Origin of the sequence: Bacillus cereus group sp. N12 (assembly GCF_016483575.1) — a bacterium.
In the GTDB taxonomy this organism is placed as follows: domain Bacteria; phylum Bacillota; class Bacilli; order Bacillales; family Bacillaceae_G; genus Bacillus_A; species Bacillus_A toyonensis.
The window spans coordinates 1-21,134 of the sequence record NZ_JAEHBO010000068.1 but is presented as its reverse complement, the minus strand read 5'-3'; the positions used below and the strand labels follow the sequence as shown (position 1 = coordinate 21,134).

The following is a 21,134-nucleotide window of genomic DNA, read 5'->3' as shown; positions in this document are numbered from 1 at the left end:
TAAAAAGGAACTTACTTACATACGTTTTCTTAATACGTGGAAGCTAAACTTATCAGCTCTAAAGTAATTAATAGAATATAAGATTGGCTCATCATTTTGATCATAGTGCATTTGTTTTAATACAAGCAGTGCTGTTTCAGGCTCACATTCTAAAATCGGTGAGATTTTCGGATGGTAACCAATCGGCTCAATATGAGCAACCGCATACGTTATGCGCTTATGCGTGTTATTATGTATCACTGTAAGTAATGATTCTTCATTGTAGCCCGATAAATCCGGCAATATTTCTTTTGCAAGTTTATCAATGCAATATACAACAGGTTCCCCATCCGCTGTACGCACACGCTCAATCATCACTGCATTAAAACCATCTTCACTATTAAACTTCTCTTTTTCTTCTTCGGTTAAAGTTGTTGTAGATGATGATAAAAAGATTGTTCCTGGTGTTTTCCCCACACTAGAAATCATATCTGTAATACTAGAAAGTTGTTCTATTCCAGAAGAAAATAATGGCTTTGCATTTACAAACGTCCCTACACCATGTCTACGAATGACAACATTTTCTTCTTCTAAAATACGCAATGCTTCCCTTAAAGTAGCTCTACTTACGCCAAGTTCTTTCGCTAAATCAAACTCTGATGGCAGCTTTTGTCTTTCTTTGTAAGCCCCATCTTTAATTTTTTCTTTGATGTGATCAATCACCCGTAAATATAGGTGACGACTATCGGATTTTACTGACATAAGACTCCCCCGCATTTCAATTATTCGACCTCTGATGTAAGACTTCTTTTCTCTTTTTTCAACTTACAACATAGTAAACATGACTAATCACTAAAAATAAACACAATTGTCGAATAAATATTAATAATTTTTTTAGATAAAATTTTCACTCTTTACTGCATAAAAAAAACTTTGCACCATAAACATTCCTCTTTTCGAGAAAAAGTTCGGCACAAAGATCCCTTACATCCTTTGTTACACACTTTTCCCCTCATAGTCTAGCAATTCATGGTTGCCAGGTAGAAACTTATGGACCTTATCTCCAAGATTATATGAGGCAGTGATTCTTTTCGAAGTAATCTTACCACTTGCTCTCATACGTGTCAACAAAATTTAACATTTTTCTACAATGAATATCGAACATTTATAAAAAGGCACACTCATAGCATTCGTATTCTAAAGAATCGACTTGAATGTAAGCCCTTTCTTTCTTGTTGAATATAGTATATAACAAAAACAGTATATAAAAAAGCCTAATTGCAAAAACAATTAGGCTTTTTTTAAGAACTTTTTTCTTGTACATCATTAATGAGCACTTCTCTCGGTTTACTACCCTCATATGGACCTACTACACCGTTCATTTCCATTGCATCAATTAGACGAGCAGCTCGCGTATAACCTACTCTAAATCTACGTTGCAACATAGAAACAGACGCTGTTTGCATTTCCACTATGAGCTGAACTGCTTCATCGTATAATTCATCTTCAACTTGCTGCTTTGTCTCAGGGACATCTTGTGGAATCATATCCTCTTGATATTGTGCTTTTTGCTGCCCAATAACATATTCTACAACTCTCTCAACTTCATCATCTGATAAAAATGCACCTTGTACACGAACAGGCTTTGATGCACCAATTGGTATAAATAGCATATCTCCACGACCTAGCAGCTTCTCTGCGCCACCACCATCAAGAATTGTACGAGAATCCGTTTGAGAAGATACAGCGAATGCAATACGTGATGGAATATTCGCTTTAATAACACCTGTAATAACGTCAACCGATGGGCGCTGCGTTGCAATAATTAAATGAATACCAGCCGCACGAGCCATTTGTGCCAAGCGCATTATCGCATCCTCTACATCCGACGAAGCAACCATCATTAAATCTGCTAACTCATCCACAATTACTACAATATACGGTAATTCAGGTTGTTTCGCTTCCGATTGATTATTATGCGCTTTAATATAATCGTTATACCCTTCAATATTCCGCGTACCACTATGAGCAAACAACTCATAACGGCGTTCCATCTCACTTACAACCTTTTTCAAAGCTTGCGATGCTTTTTTCGGATCAGTTACAACTGGTGTTAATAAATGGGGCACACCATTATATACATTTAACTCTACCATTTTCGGATCGATCATCATTAATTTTACTTCATGCGGTTTTGCACGCATTAAAATACTAACTATAATCCCGTTAATACACACACTTTTCCCACTACCTGTCGCACCGGCTACTAGTAAATGGGGCATTTTATTTAAACGGGCCAATACAGCTTCACCTGTAATATCTCGTCCAAGACCAATTAACAACTTCTCTTCTGGATGATTATTAGCCTTAGAGTCCAGCACTTCCCTAAGTGTTACCATAGAAACTTCTGAGTTCGGAACTTCAATCCCTACAGCTGATTTCCCGGGAATAGGCGCTTCAATACGAATGTCTTTCGCAGCTAAAGCAAGCGCTAAATCATCACTTAAACTAACAATTTTACTTACCTTTACTCCCATATCAGGATACACTTCATACTTCGTAACTGCAGGACCTCTGTGTACTTTTGTCACTTTCGCTTTCACACCAAAACTTTGGAATGTACGTTCCAATTTACGAGCATTTTCATAAATTTCCGCATTTTCATTTGTAACTTGCTTATTTTTTGGGAACTTTAATATATCAAGCGAAGGAAGCTTATAATCTTTATTTTCAACATTTGAAAATTGCATCGGTGGGGCACTTGTTTCCGCCTCTAAAGATTCCACAATTTTTTCTCCACGCTTTTTCTTAGGCTCTTCAATAGGTGGAGCTTCTTCAATAAACGGTGAAGTAATTGGATCTGTTACATGTTCTTCTTCCATCCGTTTATCCTCTTCTTCATTTACAGGATAATTCTCAGTGAAATTTGAAATAATGGGGGGATCAATTTGCATCTCTTCCATCGGCTCAATCACTTCTTCTTGCTCCACAGCACGTGCGTGTCTTGAACTTCTTGTTGTTTTTTTCTTTTCTGTTTGTTCAGCAATCCTTTTTGATCGCCAATCTTTATAATCCCCTTGCATAACTTGAAATTGACTTCTAAGAATTCTACCCACCGGGGCAAGAACTTCTCCAATATGCTTATTTGTTATACAAAGTATTCCAAGAATAACTAAAATAATTCCAATGATATAGGCTCCTACTTCATCAAATAAGAAGTAACATGTTGCGAACATGAGCGCACCAAACATCCCACCGCCTAAGTGAACGCTATCTGGCCCTTTTTTCATTTCAAGAAAGAAGTTATCTTTCGTACTCACAATAACAGAAGTATTTTGCACTGCTCCATCTTTCGTAAGAAGGTTAAATAATGTAATATGACTGAACATTAATATCGCCAATACAATTAAATAAAAACCGATTAACCGTTTATTTAAAAGGTTCGGCCATCCACGTTTTATAACAAACGAAACCGATAAAGCTATTACACCTAACACACCAATTATGTACCACTCACCAAAGAAGAAGCGAAAAAATAACACAAACGATTTCCCTACAACGCCTAGCTGTAAAATCGTAATGATTGAAAGTGCAAAAAGAGCCAAACCGACGATTTCATAATATAGAGTTGGCTTTATCGTACGTCTTGCCTTTGCCTTCGTCCCTCTTTGCTTTTGTTTTGCCATTTCTTCACCTCGTGTTCTACATATAAATAAGGACAACCTCTAAAAAAACTCTACTTATATGTCTGTTTTCTCTATTCTTTCAGGTCTTTATCTCTTCTATTTTTACACTTCTTGTAAAATGTTAAATAAACAGAAGAAAGCAGCCCCCTACTCATGGCTGCTCAACCGTCTTGTTTTTTATATTATACCATAGCTTCTGAACAAAATCCTTCTTTTTGCTAAAAGGTTATTTTCTGACCAGGCTCATACTCTAAGTAGTGAAATGGATTCGTACTTAACACACGCACAATAGAATAACACCCATGTTCTTCTTCAGAAACCATTAATTCAACACCATGTATATTTACAACTTTTTGACTTTCACATTGCGAATAATCGGCAGGGTATACAAGTTGCTCTGGCATAATTGTATATAGAATCATTGTAGCATCGTTCCTTCTGCATTATCATCTGCGCGAGCCTCTATTAATTCGTTTAGTTTTTGAAGTGCACTCCCAATGCCACCCACATCATCAATAAGACCATACTTCACTGCATCTCCACCAATTACATTCGTCCCAATATCTCGGGTCAAATTCCCTTTCGCAAACATAAGTTCTTTAAAACGATCTTCCGTTACTTTCGAATGTTTCGTCACAAATCGAATGACTCTTTCTTGCATTTTATCCAAATACTCAAATGTTTGCGGCACACCTATAACAAGACCGGTTAAACGAATTGGGTGAATCGTCATCGTCGCTGTTTCTGCAATAAATGAATAATCAGTCGAAACTGCAATTGGTACACCAATCGAATGCCCTCCGCCTAAAACAAGAGATACCGTCGGTTTCGAAAGCGAAGCTACCATCTCAGAAATTGCTAGCCCTGCTTCAACGTCTCCTCCAACTGTGTTTAATATTAAAAGCAAACCTTCAATTTTCGGATTTTGCTCAATCGCGACAATTTGCGGGATAATGTGCTCATATTTTGTTGTTTTATTTTGCGGTGGCAACTGAACATGACCTTCCACCTGTCCAATGATTGTTAAACAATGAATACGTGATTCATTCATTTGCGGCACATTCGTTTGTCCAAGCTGTTGAATTTTCTCCACTATTGAAGCTTCTTTCGGAACTTCTTTCGGCCCAGCTTCTTTTTCTTCATTTGTATAACGATCACGTTCTGTCATATCGCATCCCCTTTCACTCGTATATAACTATTATTTCTTAAGTTATAAATTTCATTCGATAGGGTTTAAAAAGAAAAAAGATCACCCGTAAAGGTGATCTTTTTTACACTTCCATAATAATCGGTAAAATCATAGGTTTTCTCTTTGTCTCTTCGTACAAGAACTGCCCTAATAATTCACGAATATTTTGTTTTAACATAGACCATTCAATTGAATATTCTTTAATTGATTGCTCAACAATCATGCGTACAATCTCTGTAGATCGCTCAATTAATGCTTCTGATTCACGAACATATACAAAACCACGTGAAATGATTTCTGGACCAGAGATAATTTTCTTTTCATCTTTACCAAGTGTTACAACAACTACTAATATTCCATCTTGAGATAACATCTTTCTATCTCGAAGAACGATATTACCAACGTCACCTACACCTAATCCATCAATTAAGACATTACCAGCTTGCACTTTACCAACTAAGTTTGCTTCATTATCACCAAAAGCAATTACATCGCCTTTTTCTACGATAAAAATATTTTCTCTTGTAATACCTACATCTTCAGCTAAATATGCATGTGCTTTTTGCATACGAAACTCACCATGTACGGGTACAAAATACTTAGGTTTCATTAAATTTAACATTAGTTTTAATTCTTCTTGACTACCATGACCTGAAACGTGAACTTTTCTTTCACCGTAATAAATAACTTCAGCTCCAGCTCTAAATAACAAATCAATAATTTTCGATACAGATATTTCATTCCCCGGAATTGGAGAAGCTGCAATAATAACAGTATCACCTTTACGAATTGAAATTTGTTTATGAGCTTGCTTCGCCATTCTAGAAAGTGCTGCCATCGGTTCCCCTTGACTACCTGTCGTTAAAATAGCTACCTTTTTCTCTGGGAAGTTGTCTACTTCTTGTAATGAAATAACCATACCTTCTGGAACATCTAAATAACCAAGACGTCTTGCAATGTCTACTACTTTCACCATACTACGTCCTACTACCGCTACTTTTCTTCCTGTTTCGGCAGCCGCGTCAAATACTTGTTGAATACGATGTACGTTCGATGCAAATGAAGCAACGATAATACGACCTTCTGCACCGTAGAACACTTTAGAAATTTCTACACCAACTTCTTTTTCCGAACCTGTATAGCCTGGACGCTCAGCGTTTGTACTATCAGATAATAAGCAAAGTACGCCTTCATTTCCGATTTGTGCCATTTTCCCAAGATCTGCTCCATTATTTCCAATTGGAGTTTGATCAAATTTAAAGTCTCCTGTATACACTACAGCACCTTTTGATGTATGGAAACAAACACCAACAGAATCCGGAATACTATGTGTCGTTCCAAAGAATGACACTGTTGTAGTATTAAACTCTACTGTTGAATTTGAATCGATTGTTTTTAAGTCCACACGGCCTAACATGCCCGCTTCACCAAGTTTTTCTTGTATAAGTCCTACCGTTAATTTCGTTGCATACACTGGAATAGATAATTTACGAAGTACATAAACAATTCCACCAATATGATCTTCATGACCGTGAGTAATAAATAAACCTTTTACTCGCTCTTGATTTTCCACTAAGTATGTAATATCAGGAATAACGATATCAATCCCAAACATTTCATCTCCTGGGAACATTAATCCTGCATCTACAATAAAGATTTCAGAATCAATTTCAACACAGTACATGTTTTTCCCGATTTCACCTACTCCACCAAGAGCAAATACTTTAACAGACTCATTCTCTTTTCTCTTCATGTTGTTGCCTGGTTTAAAAATCTTGCAAACACTGATTTCACTAAAATTGTAGAGACACCAGGGGAAACTCTACAACCACCATATATTCACCGTCCAAGACGAATGTCCTTACCGTTATGCGATATCATGTCCTTGTATATTTTTTAAACCAGGTTTCACCTCTCTTTCATTATATAAATCAAATATCTTATTCGATATGATATGAAAATTTAATTAAATTATAATTTCTTCCAATTTTGCTAAGCATACCCGTACTAAGCTACTTAGCCATATTATACCTGATACAAGAAATAGAACACAAGTTAAATTATATGAAAGACTATATAAGAAGCTAAATTGAGGTTGTAATTTGCGAGGTTTTTTTCCACATACTACCTATTATTTTTTCTACTTATATAAGATATTAATGGAAAAATATACATGTGTGTTCTGTATATAAACATAAAACGCTATTCACTAAAAACACATGCTCTCTATAATCAATTTCTAACCAATATTATGCCGTCCCCTTCTTATTACACCTCGTTAACTATGCTATTTTTACCACTCACGTATATTTAATCTAAATAAAAATGACCTAGTTTCACACTAGGTCATTTCTTATTAACGAGGAATAGATTGCATTACAGATTGTAACGTTACTCTTTCTTCTTCTGTTAATGGAAGAAGCGGTAAACGTACAGAACCTACATCTAATCCAACCATTTGTAACGCTGTTTTTACTGGCGTTGGGCTTGGCGCCATAAATAATGAATCCGTTACTCTTACAAGTAATTGATGTAATTTTTGCGCCTTCTTAAACTCTCCCGCTTGGAATGCTGTAATCATTTCTTGCATTTCATTTCCGATAACATGAGATGCTACTGAAACGATACCTTTCGCTCCAACCGCCATAGCCGGTAACGTTAAACCGTCATCACCGCTGTATACTGCAAAGTCGTCCGCTGTTTTTTCAATGATTGCTGTCATTGTTAGTACATCGCCGCCTGCATCTTTAATCGCAACAATGTTTTCTATTTCTGATAAACGAACAACTGTATCAACGGAGATTTGTACAATAGATCGTCCTGGAACGTTATATAGCATAACCGGAAGTGGCGTGCTTTCAGCAATCGTTTTAAAGTGCTGATACATTCCTTCTTGACTCGGTTTGTTATAATACGGCGCTACTAGCATAACTGCATCAACACCAACTTCTGTTGCCTTTTTAGTTAAGTCAACAGAGGCATGTGTATTATTGCTACCTGTTCCAGCGATTACGGGCACCCTTTTATCGACAACAGATACGACATGGCGATATAACGCTACTTTTTCTTCTGAAGTTAATGTAGGAGATTCACCTGTCGTTCCTCCTACCACGATTGCTGTTGTACCGTTATCAATTAAATAATTTACCAATTTCGTTGTCTTTGCAAAATCGATATTCCCGTTTATATCAAACGGTGTTACCATCGCAGTTGCAATTGTCCCAAAATCTATCATGGTCTCACTCCTTATTGTTCCAGTTGCTTTTCTTTTGAAAGCTCAAACGCACTATGTAATGCATTTACAGCCTCCACTAAATCAGTTTCTTTTACAAGAACCCAAATTGTCGTATGACTATCTGCCGATTGCAGAATTTGAATACCTTTTTCTGCTAAAGCTGTAACGATTTTCGCAGTAACCCCTGGGATTCCTGCCATTCCAGCTCCAACGATAGATACTTTGGCACAATGCTCTGTCACAATTGGCTCATATCCAAGTTGTTTCAACACTTCGACAGCACGAGCTGATACATTATCATTTACTGTGTAAGCTACACCAGTAGGAGAAATGTTAATTAAATCAACACTAATGCCTTCGTTTGCCATTTCTTTAAATACATGTTGTTGCAAATCATATGCCGTTTCTTTTGCAAGTACTTTAATTTGCGTTACGTTTGATACGTGGGCAATACCTGTAACAGGACGTTCTTCTACATCCTGCCCTTTTGTAGCACCATCGTATGCTGCAATAAGCGTACCTTCGCTATCAGAATACGTAGAACGTACACGAAGCGGTACTTTTGCATGCATCGCAATTTCAACCGCACGTGGATGAACGACTTTTGCACCTTGGTAAGCCATATTACAAATTTCGTTATACGTTACCGTTTGAAGATGACGTGCATCTTTTACAATACGAGGATCCGCAGTCATAACACCTTCTACATCTGTGAAGATATCAATAAATTCAGCATGAAGCGCAACACCTAATGCTGAAGCTGAAGTATCGCTACCTCCGCGTCCAAGTGTTGTCGTATCACCTTTTTTCGTTTGCCCTTGGAATCCTGTAACGACGATTACATCTAGATTTTCTAATTCTTCATGTATACGATCGCAATTCATTTCAACGATTTTTGCATTCGTAAAGTCATCATTTGTTACAAAACCAGCTTGTGCACCATTTAATGCCGCTGCTTTTATACCGTTCTCATTCAACATATTAGAGAAAACAATTGCAGAGATTAACTCTCCACATGATAATAATAAATCTTGCTCACGTTTAGAAATAGTAGATTCCTCTTGATTTACAAGACTTAATAACGTATCCGTTGCATACGGTTCACCTTTACGGCCCATAGCAGATACGACAGTAACTACTTTATATCCAGCAGCTAACGATTTTTTTATATGATGAAGCGCATGCTTACGTCCATTTTCATCACGTACTGATGTGCCACCAAATTTTTGAACAATTATTTTCATATTTTGCACCTTCTCTTAGCCGTTTACACTAATTGTAATTTTACTAAGCGCTCTGCAATTTGAACAGAATTCCATGCAGCGCCTTTTAATAAGTTATCAGATACGACCCAAAGATGGAATCCTTTATCGTTATTTAAATCTTTACGGATTCTTCCAACGAATACTTCGTTTTTACCTACTGCAGTAGCTGGCATTGGATATAACTGCTCTTCTGGATTATCTTGCAGAACAATACCTTCTGCATTTGCAAGTAAGCTCTTTAATTCTGCTACTGTTACGCCTTCTTTTTCTACTTCGATGTAAACAGACTCAGAATGCCCTGATACAACTGGTAAACGTACGCATGTTGCCGCTACTTCTAATTCAGGCATATGCATAATTTTTTTCGTTTCATTAATCATTTTCATTTCTTCAAATGTAAATCCATTATCTTGGAACTTATCAATCTGTGGAATCGCATTAAAAGCAATTTGGTAATGTTTTTTATCACCTGATACAGGTAAAACATTCGCCTTAGCTTCTTCGCCATTTAAGATTGCTTGTGATTGTTCATGAAGTTCTTCAATCGCTGCCGCACCAGCACCTGATACAGCTTGATATGTGGAAACGATTACTCGTTTTAAACCATATTGCTGACGAACTGGCTCAAGAGCTACTACCATTTGAATTGTAGAACAGTTTGGATTTGCAATAATACCATTATGTTCTTTTAAGTCGTTTTCATTTACTTCAGGTACAACAAGTGGCACGTTTTCTGTCATACGGAATGCACTTGTATTATCAACAACAATCGCACCGCGCTTTGCTGCTTCTGGCGCTAATTGTTTCGATACAGATCCACCAGCACTAAATAGTGCGATATCTACTCCTTCAAAACTTTCAGGAGTCGCCTCTTGAACTGTAAATTCTTCGCCTTTAAATACAAGTTTCTTACCTGCAGATCGTTTAGATGAAAGTAACGTTAATTTCCCGATTGGAAATTCTCGTTTCTCTAAAGTATTTAACATTTGTTCACCAACTGCGCCGGTTGCTCCAACTACAGCGACATGAAAAGTTTTTTGCTTTTCCATCACTATGCCCCTTTCTAGATACCAATCCTTCTATAACTTAGAATTAGAAGGAGTATACAATACCCCTTCTAATCTTAATAACGTTAATTTTATCATATTCTACAGTAAGAATGATGGTTTCATCAAAAATTGTCCGTTTTTTTTCGTTTTTTAATTCATATATCTGAATTTTTCTACGACAACCGGTTGCAATTGTTTTCCTTGTAGCGCTTCTAATACTGTATCTTCCAGTAGCTCCATACGAGCTACCATTGAGTTCGGTTTTTTCTCTGGTGCGTCTTGGCCGAATGGGACGAAGTAGATGTTTTTTGTGGCCATTAGGCGCATGAGGTTGACTCCAACAGGGTGATGACAATATAAATATTTCTTTTTTCTTCTATTATATGTCCATTTCACAGGCTGTAAATTTATTTTCATTTCCAAGCATGTATATCACCTTCTTCATTAATACACTAAATGAATTCCACGGTAAAGATAGGAAATTTATATATCCAATATTTATAATTTATGTTATGGTACAATATGTTAATTAATTACAATAATTTCTAAAAGGGGAATACATAATGAAAGCAACGAAACTCATAGCATTAACATTTCCAGTTCTATTATTGTTCGGTTGTGGGATAGGAGATAAAGATTCTACTCCTAAGACTGAAGAAACAAGTAAATCAATGTTAAAAACTACAATATCTGAGGAACAGTATCCAAGTTACATGTATGAGCAATTACTAGAGTTTAACTTTAATAAGGATAACATAATAATAGGTTTAGGTTATGCACAAAAAGGTGATGAAAAGTATAAAGAGGTATTCAAAACAGCAAGTATTTTGGATGAAGCTTTAGACCGAATGGAGAACGTAAAAGTACCTGATAAGTATAAAGACACGCACAAACTCATCTTAGAAGGGGTAGAGGATGCAAGGAAAGGTACAAAACCAATATTAGAAGCAAAAGGTAAAGACGTAAAAGAAGTTAGTTCAGTTATTGCGAATAGTTTTCCTCACCTAGACGGTATGGATAGAGTACAGTGGAAAGAAGCAGTTTACCAATTAGCTAAAGAAAACAAGGATTCTTTAGAGAAAGTATTTGATAAGAAAGTAAAGGAACTCCAAAAGAAATAAGGTAACTTGAAATTATACATACAATCATACGACTGAATAAGGGGAAATAAGAAAATGAAAGCAAAGAAACTAATATGTTTAGCACTTCCAATAATGTTATTAGGAGTGGGTTGTAGCACATCAAAAGACCATTTAAAAGAATCAACTTCAAGTGAAACTACTACAGAGGCCTCTACAGAAACTGCAAGTGCCAAGTCTGCAAAATATGAGAATGCCTTATATGAATTAGAGGGTGAATGGTATAATGCTGAAACTTCCAGGAATAATTCAGTTGCTGGTGACGCTAATCACAAGGCTGCACTTAACAAATTAATGGAATTATCTTTTAAATTCGAAGAACTAAAACCTGATAGTAAGAGTGAAGAAACCCATAAAAAGATAGTCAATTCAATGAAGATTATGCGAGAAAGTATAGAGGTACAACTAGCAAACATGAACAATAAAAGGAGTAATGATTATTTAAAAGCTCAGTCTAAGATGATTGAAGCAACTTCTATTCATTCACAAGCCTTTCGTAAATGGCTTGAAGTGATAGCAGATACAGAGACTGCAAACAAAGAGGGAGATAAGATACACAAAGAGAAAGACGAGTTAGAGAAAAAAGAGAAGACTGAGGAAGCAAGCAAAGAGGCAGTAAGGGAAGAAGATTCAAACAAGAAAGTAGTGAAAGAATCAGTAATTAAAGAACCAGTAATTAAAGAATCAGGAATCAAAGGGACATTAAGTGAAGAACGAGAAAATAAAGATAAAGACATGATAACAGAGGTTCATGCCCCATTAAATATGGGACAGTATAAAGAAAAGATAGATACACTTAATAAACAGTTTATAGATGCGATACAAGCTACACAACCGATAGTAGCAAACGATACAACATTAAAAACAAATCAAGCGGAGTTAAAGAAACAGTTTGAAATAGTAAAGGAACAACTTAGGAAGTTAAAAGATCTCACCCCTCCTCAAGAGTACGATTACTACCAAACTCAACTAAGAGACGATGTAAAAGCAATTGAAATGACAATAGACCAAGTATTTGTAGGTTTAGACGAAAAAGATGATGAAAAGGCTGTCGGAAATTTTCAAGCCATATTTAAGTATATAGCTACTATGAATATGACACTAGACGAAATAAGCAAAACGAAGGGTTAATTCTTAAAGAAAAAAATAATACATACTTGATATATAATTTCTTTTAGGGGGCATCTCCATGAAGGCTGTACGCTCTATATTTAAAGCTTTTCGTTTAGTAGGTTTAATTGTAAAGCCAATACTTAAAGCATTATCTAAAAGTAAATTTTAAATCTCATAAAATGAAAATCCCCTTCTGCATATGAGTGCAAAAGGGGATTTTTTTCAAATTATTCTATTCGTTCTACAGACAATACTCATAGATAAATAAGAAACGGTGTATATTTACACTAACATTTATAAATTTATAAATCAAGATATAATTATCTACTTATATAATCAGATGATATTTTTTTATTCATAAAACTATTCTTTTGTGAGAAATAACATCATATATATAATTCCATTTTATGTTAAGTTCACAAATTATTACTAAAAGAATATCATAAATTCCATCATATCTATTTACTTTATAATTTTAATATATTAATATAACACACGTGACAAACACATAGGGGAGGAATGGAAAAGATGTTAAAAAAAATTAAAAGAATTATGGTTGTTGCTGCTGCAGCTGTTACGCTATCAGTAGGCTTCGCAACATTTGCTCCAAAAGAAGCATCTGCACATTGGGCAGACAAACAAATGAATTGGGCTATGAGTGAAGGGTATCTTAAATCTGACATGCGTGATAGTCTAGCCACTCGACAAGATGCTTGGTTAATACTTTCTCGTTATTATGGCGGGAAACGGGATTTCTCTTACGAACAAGCACGTCAGTTTGTAATAAGAAATGGTATTTCTGACGGATCTCGTGGAACTAACTGGATTACTCGTAATGAAATGGTAGGCATGCTCTATCAAAAATATAATTGGACCAAGGCATGGACTCCTGAAGGTGGATTCAGTAAAGCAAATGCGTGGGGAAAAGCTAGAGGTCTTTTTGACGGCACTCGTGGAAACGACTTTGCAACAAGAGCTGAAGTTATTACTATACTTTACAGACACGAATTCTTCTGGTTATACTAAGAAATATAGAAAAAAGAGTGCTCATCATGTGAGCACTCTTTTTTTATTTCACATACACATAAGCTTCATTTGCTGTTACATAGTATGTTTTACCTTTGCTATTGTGAACTTTATATTGTGGCGAACCATTAACACTTACTTTCGTATCAATTGTAAATCCTAATCCTGCATCTACAGAGCCGGCAACATCTTTATCCTGCCAAGATGGAGCATCATAGAAACGTAGATTGTTAACTTTAGAAACAACACGTTTCCCTACAATAGATGAATCCACTGTACTCTTTTTACTAAACTTCACATAAGATGGATCGTTCTTAATCCACTGATTTCCACCAAGATTTAACCAACCATCCTTTTCAGCCCATACAACATAAGATTCTGGTTTGTTCAGTTGACGAATCTTAGAATAGCTTGTACCTGGTCCTTTACGTAAGTTGACGTTGTAACCTTCAATATAGGCGATACCGTCTGTTACTGCTGTCGGTACTTCTGCTGGTTTAGATGGCTTGTCCGGTACAGAAACATGTACCTTAGCATTATTATATGCGCGTTGCACATCTGCCCTAAATTGAGCTTCTGAAACTCCATGAGACTTTAAGTAATCAATTGGATCTTCATGGTCTGTACCGCCAAGGTGATGCGTTACATCGCTATGTGTCCACAATCCTTTTTCTACAGATATCTTGTTATCTTTTAAAATTTTCGCTAAAAGTTTTACGTATTTTTCATATGAACGTTTGAATTTTGCATAGTCTGCTGTTTCACATAATTCAACGTGGACAAAGCGCTTATTCGCAGCAGGTCCACCGCCATAAGCAATGTACTTTGTATCCGCGATTTGGATTGTTTCGTCCCAATCGACTGCATAGTGAACAAATGCGTTTCTCCATGTACGAGACTCATATTTTTGAATGTTAATAGCTGGAGCTTCTGGAGTTGCTGTAGAATGAGCTACAACGCCCTCATATGCACCCACGCCATAACGGTATGGTTGTTTAGGTAAATCTGGAATAATAAGTGTTCTATCAGCAAAAGCGCTTGTTGCAATAGATAAAACTAAAATAACTGCAAAAACTACAGAAGAAATGTATTTTAATGTCTTTTTCATTTTTCATCAACATCCTTTTTCATAATTTTTGTGTGATCAAATAATCCGCTTGCTGACAATCCAATGATGATTCCTTGAAATACATTTGTTTTGATATCTCCGCCCAAAAATAAAACGCCTAGCACAATGCCAAGCGTTACATTCAATAGTGGAACATATTTTGTTTGTAATCCAATTGTTTTTCCAATTTGCGAAAGACCTACTACAATGCCAATCATTACTGTAATTTCAAACATTACATACCACCTCCTTTCAAGAAGAAATTGAGAGCTGCCAAAACAATTCCACCTACAATAAGTCGTAAGATCCAGGTAGTATTGGCGCCAATTTTATCTAACTGTTTAGTGATATTAATAATGTCTTTTTCGTTACCTGTCGTTCGATTGTCTAAGCTTTTAATTTCTAAACGAATGTCCTTGATATCTTGCTTGATTTCTTGAACGTCGCTTCTTACCTCTTGTAACCCTTCCACTTTGACCACCTCATTTCAAAATAAAAAGAGCAGCGAAACCGCTCCTCTTTGTTATAAAATTCGTATTTTATTCAAAATAAAAAACAGCTCATAGCTGCCCTACTTGTTTAAACGTATTTAGTTAATACTGATCTGCTGATAATGCTTTTTCTATAATTCTATTTTCTACTTCTTTAACATGTTCAATCGTTACTTCATCAAAAGCCGTCGGGCTCTTTCCAGTTAACTTTACATAATCGTCTGCACAGATAAGACTTACTTTACCGAAAAGCTCAATCTCGTAAACTCTACCACCCTTGTTACATAAGTCACATGCAGTAGCAATGCGCATACTCAGCGTACCATCAGGAAGTCCCCAAACCTCTACTTTTGTATCTTCTTTGATACCGCAAAATTCTAGCATATCGTTTGGAATGCTAACCGTGACCTGATTTTCACCTTTCTTCAAATCAACTACTCTACCCAAGAATGGTGACTGTTCATTAGGTGGCATGGGACGCATAAACTTATCTGGATTCATACTCCTCTTCCTCTCTATGTTCTAGAAGTCATATTTGTGAAATTAACATAATTCCATCTGCCATCATGGAAATACCATCCTGTACCTAAGCTACCATTTGTATAATGAATAGAACCTGCATTAAAACCAAAGTACCCACCACCTACATTAATCCCATTACATTCAATCGATTGTGTCGTCGCAATTGGATCTTTTGATTCAATTCGGAATCTATTCTCATTGTTATAAATGTGACCGATGTAACTTCTACGTTCTCCACCACCACGGGGATAAAAACTGAGTCCCGCACGATCAGTTCCAACGAGTGCCATCATTTCACCATTGCTTATGATTTCAAGCGGCGCATTCATATAGTTCCATTTGTTCACATGATTGTGATAAATAACATTATCTTTTGTACCAAGTGCAATTGTAGAAAAAGGCAGTGTTCCGTTTACGAGTTGTCCATGTGTTGTATCCCAGTTATAAACGGAAGGAACGTCACCTTCCACCAACTGAACACCTGATACAGCAATTGCTTGCATATTATTTAAGAGCCCCTCGCCAAATAAATCAATATAAACATAACCATTTCCTTCTACATAGTTACTCGGCACAGTGAAGGTTAAAGCGTATCTTACTATTTTCCCCGTTTGAATGCTTGGTGCATCGTAAGTTTTTGATGCTCGTCCAAGCTCCACGGGAGTGTCACCATTATATTTACCGAATACCGCTCTCATGATTGGCTTGTTTGTAATGTTTACACGATTATCATTGGTAGTTGCTCTGAAATGAGCCGACAATGTGTATTTCTTACCTGGTTTTACCCCGTCAAATAATGTAAATCGAATCCAATTTGACAAATCTATCCGCATCGGATTAACCATTGGCTCATAATTGTTAACCACTGGTTTCTCAATATATGGATTAGACATAATTGTCCATGTAGGACTGTATTCGATCTTCAAAAAATAATTATTAAAAGTCTGAAAAGAAATGTGTGAAAAGTCATGATCTGGAATGAGATTCTTCCTTGGTGTTACTGAAAATTTCTGCCCACGCTCATCTTCAAAAAAGAAGTCAGCCATTTTTGCTGTAATACCATTTTTATCAATTGTTACTTTATCACCACTGATTTTAATGACATCAGCGTCGATTCCTTTCGCTGTTAGCCATTGTACGATTGTATCCGCATTGATTTTCAACTTAGCAACATCGATTTGAATCTGTTCAGCTGTCTGATTAATAGCCGAGATGATAGCGCCTTTTTGGACGGTACTAGTAATCGCTTTTTCGGTTACGTCAATACGTCCCGCTTGTTTTTCTACATACGCTTTATCCGCATATTTTCCGTCAGCCTGCCCTTTCGTATATACTTCTGTTTTAATTGCAGCAAGACTAATCCCCTGCGCATTCGCAGAAATAAGACGCTCTAATTCAGTTGTTTTCTTGTTGTAATCTTGTGTAGCTACTTTTTTAGATATTTCTCCCATTAAATCTTGAGCGTTTTTTGTAACAGTATTCTTCAACTCAGGAATTTGAAAACCGCCAACGTAGTCTTCTACTTGCTTAATTTCTACTTTGGCCTTAATTGCTTGTGCTTGTTGTTCTATCTTTGTGTTAGCATCAGTGATCTGTTTTCCCTGTGTAGTTTGTGTTTGCGTCAATTGTTTAACTGAAGTAGAAAGACCGCTTGCTGTTTGTTCCACATTACTCATACGCTTTTCAAATCCAACTTGACTGTTTTGAACATTTGATACAGTAGTTTTAACGCCTTCCACACTTTTTTCAATCTCAGTTGTTCTCTTGGTGAATTCATCATTTGTTACTTGGTTTTCTGGAGCTGGTGTCCAATCCTGTGGTTTGTTCCCTTTATATAAAGCGACCCATTCTACAACGGCTTTTGTAGTATTACTTGGAAAGTTATATAAACTTAACTTCCGTTCATTTCCACTTGTAGCCGCAACTGCTTTGAAAGTTACGTAAGTTATTCCATTAGCGTAAACACTTGTTGCATATCCAACATTATTAGAACCGCCATTCTGCCAAATTCCAAATTTTTGACCTTGAAGGACACTTCCCTTAATCACAAAAGTATATTCCTCACCTGTAGAGAAATTTTCAGTTAGAGAATATTGATTGATTAAGTAATCTGTTTTTTCGTATTTAACATTTGAATCTAATAAAAGATTACGACCTCCAGCCTTATCGTTATTAACCTTTGTTTCTACAGTTGTTAATTTCTCACTGATCTTGCCTGCTTGCTCTTTAATTTCAGTTGTTGTTTTCTTCAGATCAGTTGCAGTTTGTTGCACATCAGATATTGTCTTTTTTGTGCCTTCCACAGTTTGCTCGACTGTATTTATTTTATTGCTGATATCAGTATCTTTTTTAGTTAACGATTCAATAGATAATTTAAACCCGTTAGAATCCTGCTCAAACCTTGTTACCTTCTTATCAATTTCACCCTGTTTATTTTGCACATCAGAAATGGTACGACTAACACCTTGTAAGCTTTCTTTCACTTCATTAAATTGCCCTGTTGCTTGTTTTTGCGCTTCTTGAACCTTTTGATTTAATTCGCTTTTTGTGGTCTCGATATCTTTGCTCACCTGTTCCAACGTTTCTTTCTTAACGGATTCCACATCAGGAACAACAGGATCCCATTTACCATCCTTCCACAACTTCAGAATACCAGGCTTGCCTTTGCTGATATCTTGCCACAACGTTTTTCTATCCTTTAAGTTTTCTGTTGGTGGATTTACGCCTTCAATAATATCCACGGTATTATTCTTCAAGTTTTCAGCCACTTGTTCAGCAATTTTCTTTGCTGCTTCCGATTCTTTTCGAATGACTTCTGTTTCTTTTACGTTTTCTTGAAGCTTTTTATCTAACATGTCTAGTAATTCTTTAGATGCTTTATTTGATAAGCTACCCATGATTTGTGCGTATAACCCATCGATCAGGCTTCGTGTATCTTTAATTTCACGATAATTACCAAAGATATATTTATCTTTCGATGGATCAGTGTCACATTCATCTGCTGCTATTAACCTAGCTTCTAAGAAAAGTGGCGGACTAAACCCTGTATCTTTTATTCGTACCGTATCTCCTTTACGAACCGATTCATGAGATAAACCAAACACTTTTTCAAGCGCTACTGCATTTACTTCATATGAAGTAGAACTATCAATTCGCTTCTTTAATTCTGCTTCGGTTAATTGTTTGAGTCGTTCCTTCGTCATATCTTGATCTTCTGTTTGCGGTGAATAAAAATCGAATAAATGCTTGCCATCTTTTGACCAACGTTGTAACGCATCATTATTTCCTACATAAAGTTTGCCATTGTTTATCTCTTCAAATGTGAGAAATTCACCAGTTTCACTATTTTGTGGACCAACACCTACAAGAGCGGTTACTACATCTTGACTATTCTCAATACGCCGGATGCCTTGTACATCTTTTCCTAACAAGAATTCTTTTCCGTTGTCACGTCCTACTTTTTTTATTAAATCTACATACCGACCGACAATAAAAGATCCCATTATTTCTGTTCTAAAACGAATCTCAAGTTCAAACGTAGATGCGATTTTTTTTAAGAGATCAAGCGGATTTGTAAAATCCTTAATATGAATGGTACGTATACCAACAAACTCAGTAATCCCACGTTTCCACTCTGTACCTTGTAAAGCAAAGTCCGTAGATTCATTGACTGTAGTAGCTTGTATAGTTTGTGGTTTAATTACAGTCGCTTTCTTTAGCTTTGTATGTTCACCTAGTGCATAAATCTTTTTTGGACGACCTGCTGTATCTTGTTCTACTTCTGTAATAATGTATGAAACAAAAGTACCGTCACGAGTTTGTTTAACGACAAGGTTCTGTTGTATAAGTGATGCCGCTATCTTTGTACCATCAGCTGTTGTGAACTCAAATTTATCTTTGTTATCTTTAAGCTCCCATTGGCGTAAATCATCCCAATAATCCTGTTCTTTGATAACACCTACGATTTGTTCTGTTTTAAAATCCACAATGTGTAATAGAATATTTGCTTTACTCATCTGTAACGCTCCCTATACGTGACATCTACTTGTCCAATGTTATTTGGGGATATTTCGATTTCATTCTTTCCTTTTTCAATACGTATATAGTCGCTCATAAAATCCTTTATATTTATCGCATCTGCTCCGTTAATACGAATACTCGCATCCGATGAATCGATTTCTACAAGATCTCCTTTTTGAACAATATAAGGTATTTGACGTTCTGTATTGCTATTTACTTTTTGCACTTTAATATCGTGCACGGCTGCAATTAATGATGGTGCATCACTAAACGAGCATATATGCACAACAATTTGAGCGACTTTTTTCATAAAGCTATTTCCCGTATCCCACCATTGGGCAAATTTTTCTGTATGGTAATTTCCTTTTTCATCGATTAAAGCAATATCACCCTGCCAATAATTTCCCACTCGTGCAATGTGTAGACGTCCATAAAAATCATTCCATGTCGAACGATAATAACCAGTTTCCGCTATAATCAGATGATTGTAGTCACCGTTTCCCGCCATAACTTCACCAAAATTTTCGCTAGAATTTCTATATGCATCAAACATACCTACTTTTCCAACTACAACGCTGTTCTCATCTAATAAATAAAGTTCTACACGTCCCATAGTTGCAGGGTTTAAGTTTCGACATTCAACTATTGCATCAAGCGTGAAATCTTGTAGCGGTCCACCTGTAATGCTTCTTTTCACTGCTGGTCCGTGCCAAAATTGCCCTTGACCGTAATCAGATGGCATAATACGTGCGCCATCCGCTATCATTTTCCCTGCTACGATTCCATAATCTGAAACAAAATCTTTCCCCACTTCCGTCCAACCCACTAGAGAATTCGCTTTATCATGCATAACCAATTCATACCTACTTATTGGCGTTTCATCTATTTTAACTGGATATCCTATACGAAAATGTTGACCTCCATTTTTATTTATAATATCGATGAATGTGGACGGATTCTCTACCTGTATCTTGAATTTCGGTTCTGAAAATACACTTCCCTCATTCAAAGCATCCATTTTAATACTATTATTTGGTTCTAGTTTTGCTTTTGCATTTCGAATTGGTCCTAATTTATAAGGCATTGGACAAATAAATTTAATCGTTCCTATTCCAAGTGTTACAAATTCATCTGGATCAAAGCTATCATCTACAATTGCTAAATACGTTCTGTTTGGTTCTACATCAAAAATAAGTTCAGTTGGTTGATCTGTTATTAGCCAACTTGCAATTTCCTCTTTCAGCTTTTCTAAGTTAGATCCATCAGGCACTATAATTCCTACCGGAATAGATAAAACGCGCATTTCTGTTTG

Annotated in this window: 17 protein-coding genes, 1 pseudogene and 1 riboswitch; of the genes and pseudogenes, 3 read left to right on the top strand and 15 right to left on the bottom strand. The window is 36.2% G+C overall.

Translation table 11 applies throughout. The annotated features are described in order from the left end of the window. Positions 1-15: 15 nt before the first annotated feature. The 9 genes and pseudogenes from JDS92_RS23350 to spoVFB form a co-directional block, all read right to left on the bottom strand. Positions 16-741, bottom strand: a complete 726-nt coding sequence (locus JDS92_RS23350) for a GntR family transcriptional regulator (protein WP_000114182.1) — start codon at positions 739-741, stop codon at positions 16-18. A gap of 233 nt (positions 742-974) precedes the next feature. Then, a riboswitch (purine riboswitch) is annotated at positions 975-1,076 on the bottom strand. A gap of 204 nt (positions 1,077-1,280) precedes the next feature. Further along, the gene (locus tag JDS92_RS23345) at positions 1,281-3,665 is read right to left on the bottom strand and encodes a DNA translocase FtsK (protein WP_199632589.1); all 2,385 of its coding nucleotides are present in this window, start codon (positions 3,663-3,665) and stop codon (positions 1,281-1,283) included. 218 nt (positions 3,666-3,883) lie between these two features. Beyond that, positions 3,884-4,087, bottom strand: a complete 204-nt coding sequence (locus JDS92_RS23340) for a YlzJ-like family protein (protein WP_000605018.1) — start codon at positions 4,085-4,087, stop codon at positions 3,884-3,886. Then, on the bottom strand, positions 4,084-4,833 hold the full coding sequence (tepA, locus tag JDS92_RS23335) for a translocation-enhancing protein TepA (RefSeq protein ID WP_000139820.1): 750 nt from the start codon (positions 4,831-4,833) through the stop codon (positions 4,084-4,086). The genes JDS92_RS23340 and tepA overlap by 4 nt, the downstream gene beginning before the upstream one ends. Before the next feature lie 103 nt (positions 4,834-4,936). Beyond that, positions 4,937-6,607: a ribonuclease J gene (locus JDS92_RS23330; protein ID WP_000823093.1), complete on the bottom strand. Its 1,671-nt coding sequence runs from the start codon at positions 6,605-6,607 to the stop codon at positions 4,937-4,939. A gap of 603 nt (positions 6,608-7,210) precedes the next feature. Next, positions 7,211-8,089: a 4-hydroxy-tetrahydrodipicolinate synthase gene (gene dapA, locus JDS92_RS23325; protein WP_000564770.1), complete on the bottom strand. Its 879-nt coding sequence runs from the start codon at positions 8,087-8,089 to the stop codon at positions 7,211-7,213. Positions 8,090-8,100: 11 nt separating this feature from the next. Next, a complete protein-coding gene (dapG, locus tag JDS92_RS23320) occupies positions 8,101-9,333 on the bottom strand; it encodes an aspartate kinase (protein WP_000692465.1) in 1,233 nt (410 codons plus the stop codon). A gap of 23 nt (positions 9,334-9,356) precedes the next feature. Next, a complete protein-coding gene (gene asd, locus JDS92_RS23315) occupies positions 9,357-10,403 on the bottom strand; it encodes an aspartate-semialdehyde dehydrogenase (protein ID WP_000414844.1) in 1,047 nt (348 codons plus the stop codon). Between the two features lie 150 nt (positions 10,404-10,553). Then, a pseudogene (gene spoVFB, locus JDS92_RS23310) lies at positions 10,554-10,742 on the bottom strand (dipicolinate synthase subunit B); the annotation flags it as partial. Between the two features lie 224 nt (positions 10,743-10,966). Between spoVFB and JDS92_RS23305 the strand changes: the two are divergent. The 3 genes from JDS92_RS23305 to JDS92_RS23295 all read left to right on the top strand — a co-directional run bounded on the left by JDS92_RS23305 (position 10,967) and on the right by JDS92_RS23295 (position 13,681). Then, the gene (locus JDS92_RS23305; RefSeq protein ID WP_097854972.1) at positions 10,967-11,524 is read left to right on the top strand and encodes a hypothetical protein; all 558 of its coding nucleotides are present in this window, start codon (positions 10,967-10,969) and stop codon (positions 11,522-11,524) included. Between the two features lie 54 nt (positions 11,525-11,578). Beyond that, entirely contained in the window at positions 11,579-12,673 is a 1,095-nt protein-coding gene (locus tag JDS92_RS23300; protein WP_176549971.1) for a hypothetical protein, read from the top strand. Between the two features lie 510 nt (positions 12,674-13,183). Next, positions 13,184-13,681, top strand: a complete 498-nt coding sequence (locus JDS92_RS23295) for a protein phosphatase 2C (RefSeq protein ID WP_097957666.1) — start codon at positions 13,184-13,186, stop codon at positions 13,679-13,681. A 43-nt stretch (positions 13,682-13,724) separates the two neighbouring features. Here JDS92_RS23295 and JDS92_RS23290 read toward each other — a convergent pair whose 3' ends face one another. The 6 genes from JDS92_RS23290 to JDS92_RS23265 form a co-directional block, all read right to left on the bottom strand. Then, entirely contained in the window at positions 13,725-14,789 is a 1,065-nt protein-coding gene (locus tag JDS92_RS23290; RefSeq protein ID WP_097957665.1) for an N-acetylmuramoyl-L-alanine amidase, read from the bottom strand. After that, positions 14,786-15,025 carry a hypothetical protein gene (locus JDS92_RS23285; protein ID WP_000461731.1) on the bottom strand — a complete coding sequence of 80 codons (240 nt, stop codon included), beginning with the start codon at positions 15,023-15,025 and terminating at the stop codon, positions 14,786-14,788. The genes JDS92_RS23290 and JDS92_RS23285 overlap by 4 nt, the downstream gene beginning before the upstream one ends. After that, entirely contained in the window at positions 15,025-15,261 is a 237-nt protein-coding gene (locus JDS92_RS23280; RefSeq protein ID WP_097927585.1) for a hemolysin XhlA family protein, read from the bottom strand. Before JDS92_RS23280 ends, JDS92_RS23285 begins: the two co-directional genes overlap by 1 nt. 121 nt (positions 15,262-15,382) lie before the next feature. Continuing rightward, on the bottom strand, positions 15,383-15,781 hold the full coding sequence (locus JDS92_RS23275) for a hypothetical protein (protein ID WP_097957663.1): 399 nt from the start codon (positions 15,779-15,781) through the stop codon (positions 15,383-15,385). Between the two features lie 14 nt (positions 15,782-15,795). Continuing rightward, complete coding sequence (locus JDS92_RS23270; protein WP_097957661.1) at positions 15,796-19,818, bottom strand: phage tail spike protein; 4,023 nt, start codon at positions 19,816-19,818, stop codon at positions 15,796-15,798. Continuing rightward, positions 19,815-21,134, bottom strand: a 1,320-nt coding sequence (locus JDS92_RS23265) for a distal tail protein Dit (protein ID WP_199632588.1), incomplete at its 5' end; no start/stop codon positions are given. The genes JDS92_RS23265 and JDS92_RS23270, both read right to left, overlap by 4 nt.

Coding starts and splice junctions, on each gene's coding strand:
- JDS92_RS23300 (WP_176549971.1), top strand. CDS start 11,579: ATGAAAGCAAAGAAACTAATATGTTTAGCACTTCCAATAATGTTATTA.
- dapA (WP_000564770.1), bottom strand. CDS start 8,089: ATGATAGATTTTGGGACAATTGCAACTGCGATGGTAACACCGTTTGAT.
- JDS92_RS23330 (WP_000823093.1), bottom strand. CDS start 6,607: ATGAAGAGAAAAGAGAATGAGTCTGTTAAAGTATTTGCTCTTGGTGGA.
- JDS92_RS23350 (WP_000114182.1), bottom strand. CDS start 741: ATGTCAGTAAAATCCGATAGTCGTCACCTATATTTACGGGTGATTGAT.
- JDS92_RS23345 (WP_199632589.1), bottom strand. CDS start 3,665: ATGGCAAAACAAAAGCAAAGAGGGACGAAGGCAAAGGCAAGACGTACG.
- tepA (WP_000139820.1), bottom strand. CDS start 4,833: ATGACAGAACGTGATCGTTATACAAATGAAGAAAAAGAAGCTGGGCCG.
- JDS92_RS23275 (WP_097957663.1), bottom strand. CDS start 15,781: ATGAATCCAGATAAGTTTATGCGTCCCATGCCACCTAATGAACAGTCA.
- JDS92_RS23340 (WP_000605018.1), bottom strand. CDS start 4,087: ATGATTCTATATACAATTATGCCAGAGCAACTTGTATACCCTGCCGAT.
- JDS92_RS23270 (WP_097957661.1), bottom strand. CDS start 19,818: ATGAGTAAAGCAAATATTCTATTACACATTGTGGATTTTAAAACAGAA.
- dapG (WP_000692465.1), bottom strand. CDS start 9,333: ATGAAAATAATTGTTCAAAAATTTGGTGGCACATCAGTACGTGATGAA.
- JDS92_RS23305 (WP_097854972.1), top strand. CDS start 10,967: ATGAAAGCAACGAAACTCATAGCATTAACATTTCCAGTTCTATTATTG.
- JDS92_RS23290 (WP_097957665.1), bottom strand. CDS start 14,789: ATGAAAAAGACATTAAAATACATTTCTTCTGTAGTTTTTGCAGTTATT.
- JDS92_RS23285 (WP_000461731.1), bottom strand. CDS start 15,025: ATGTTTGAAATTACAGTAATGATTGGCATTGTAGTAGGTCTTTCGCAA.
- JDS92_RS23295 (WP_097957666.1), top strand. CDS start 13,184: ATGTTAAAAAAAATTAAAAGAATTATGGTTGTTGCTGCTGCAGCTGTT.
- asd (WP_000414844.1), bottom strand. CDS start 10,403: ATGGAAAAGCAAAAAACTTTTCATGTCGCTGTAGTTGGAGCAACCGGC.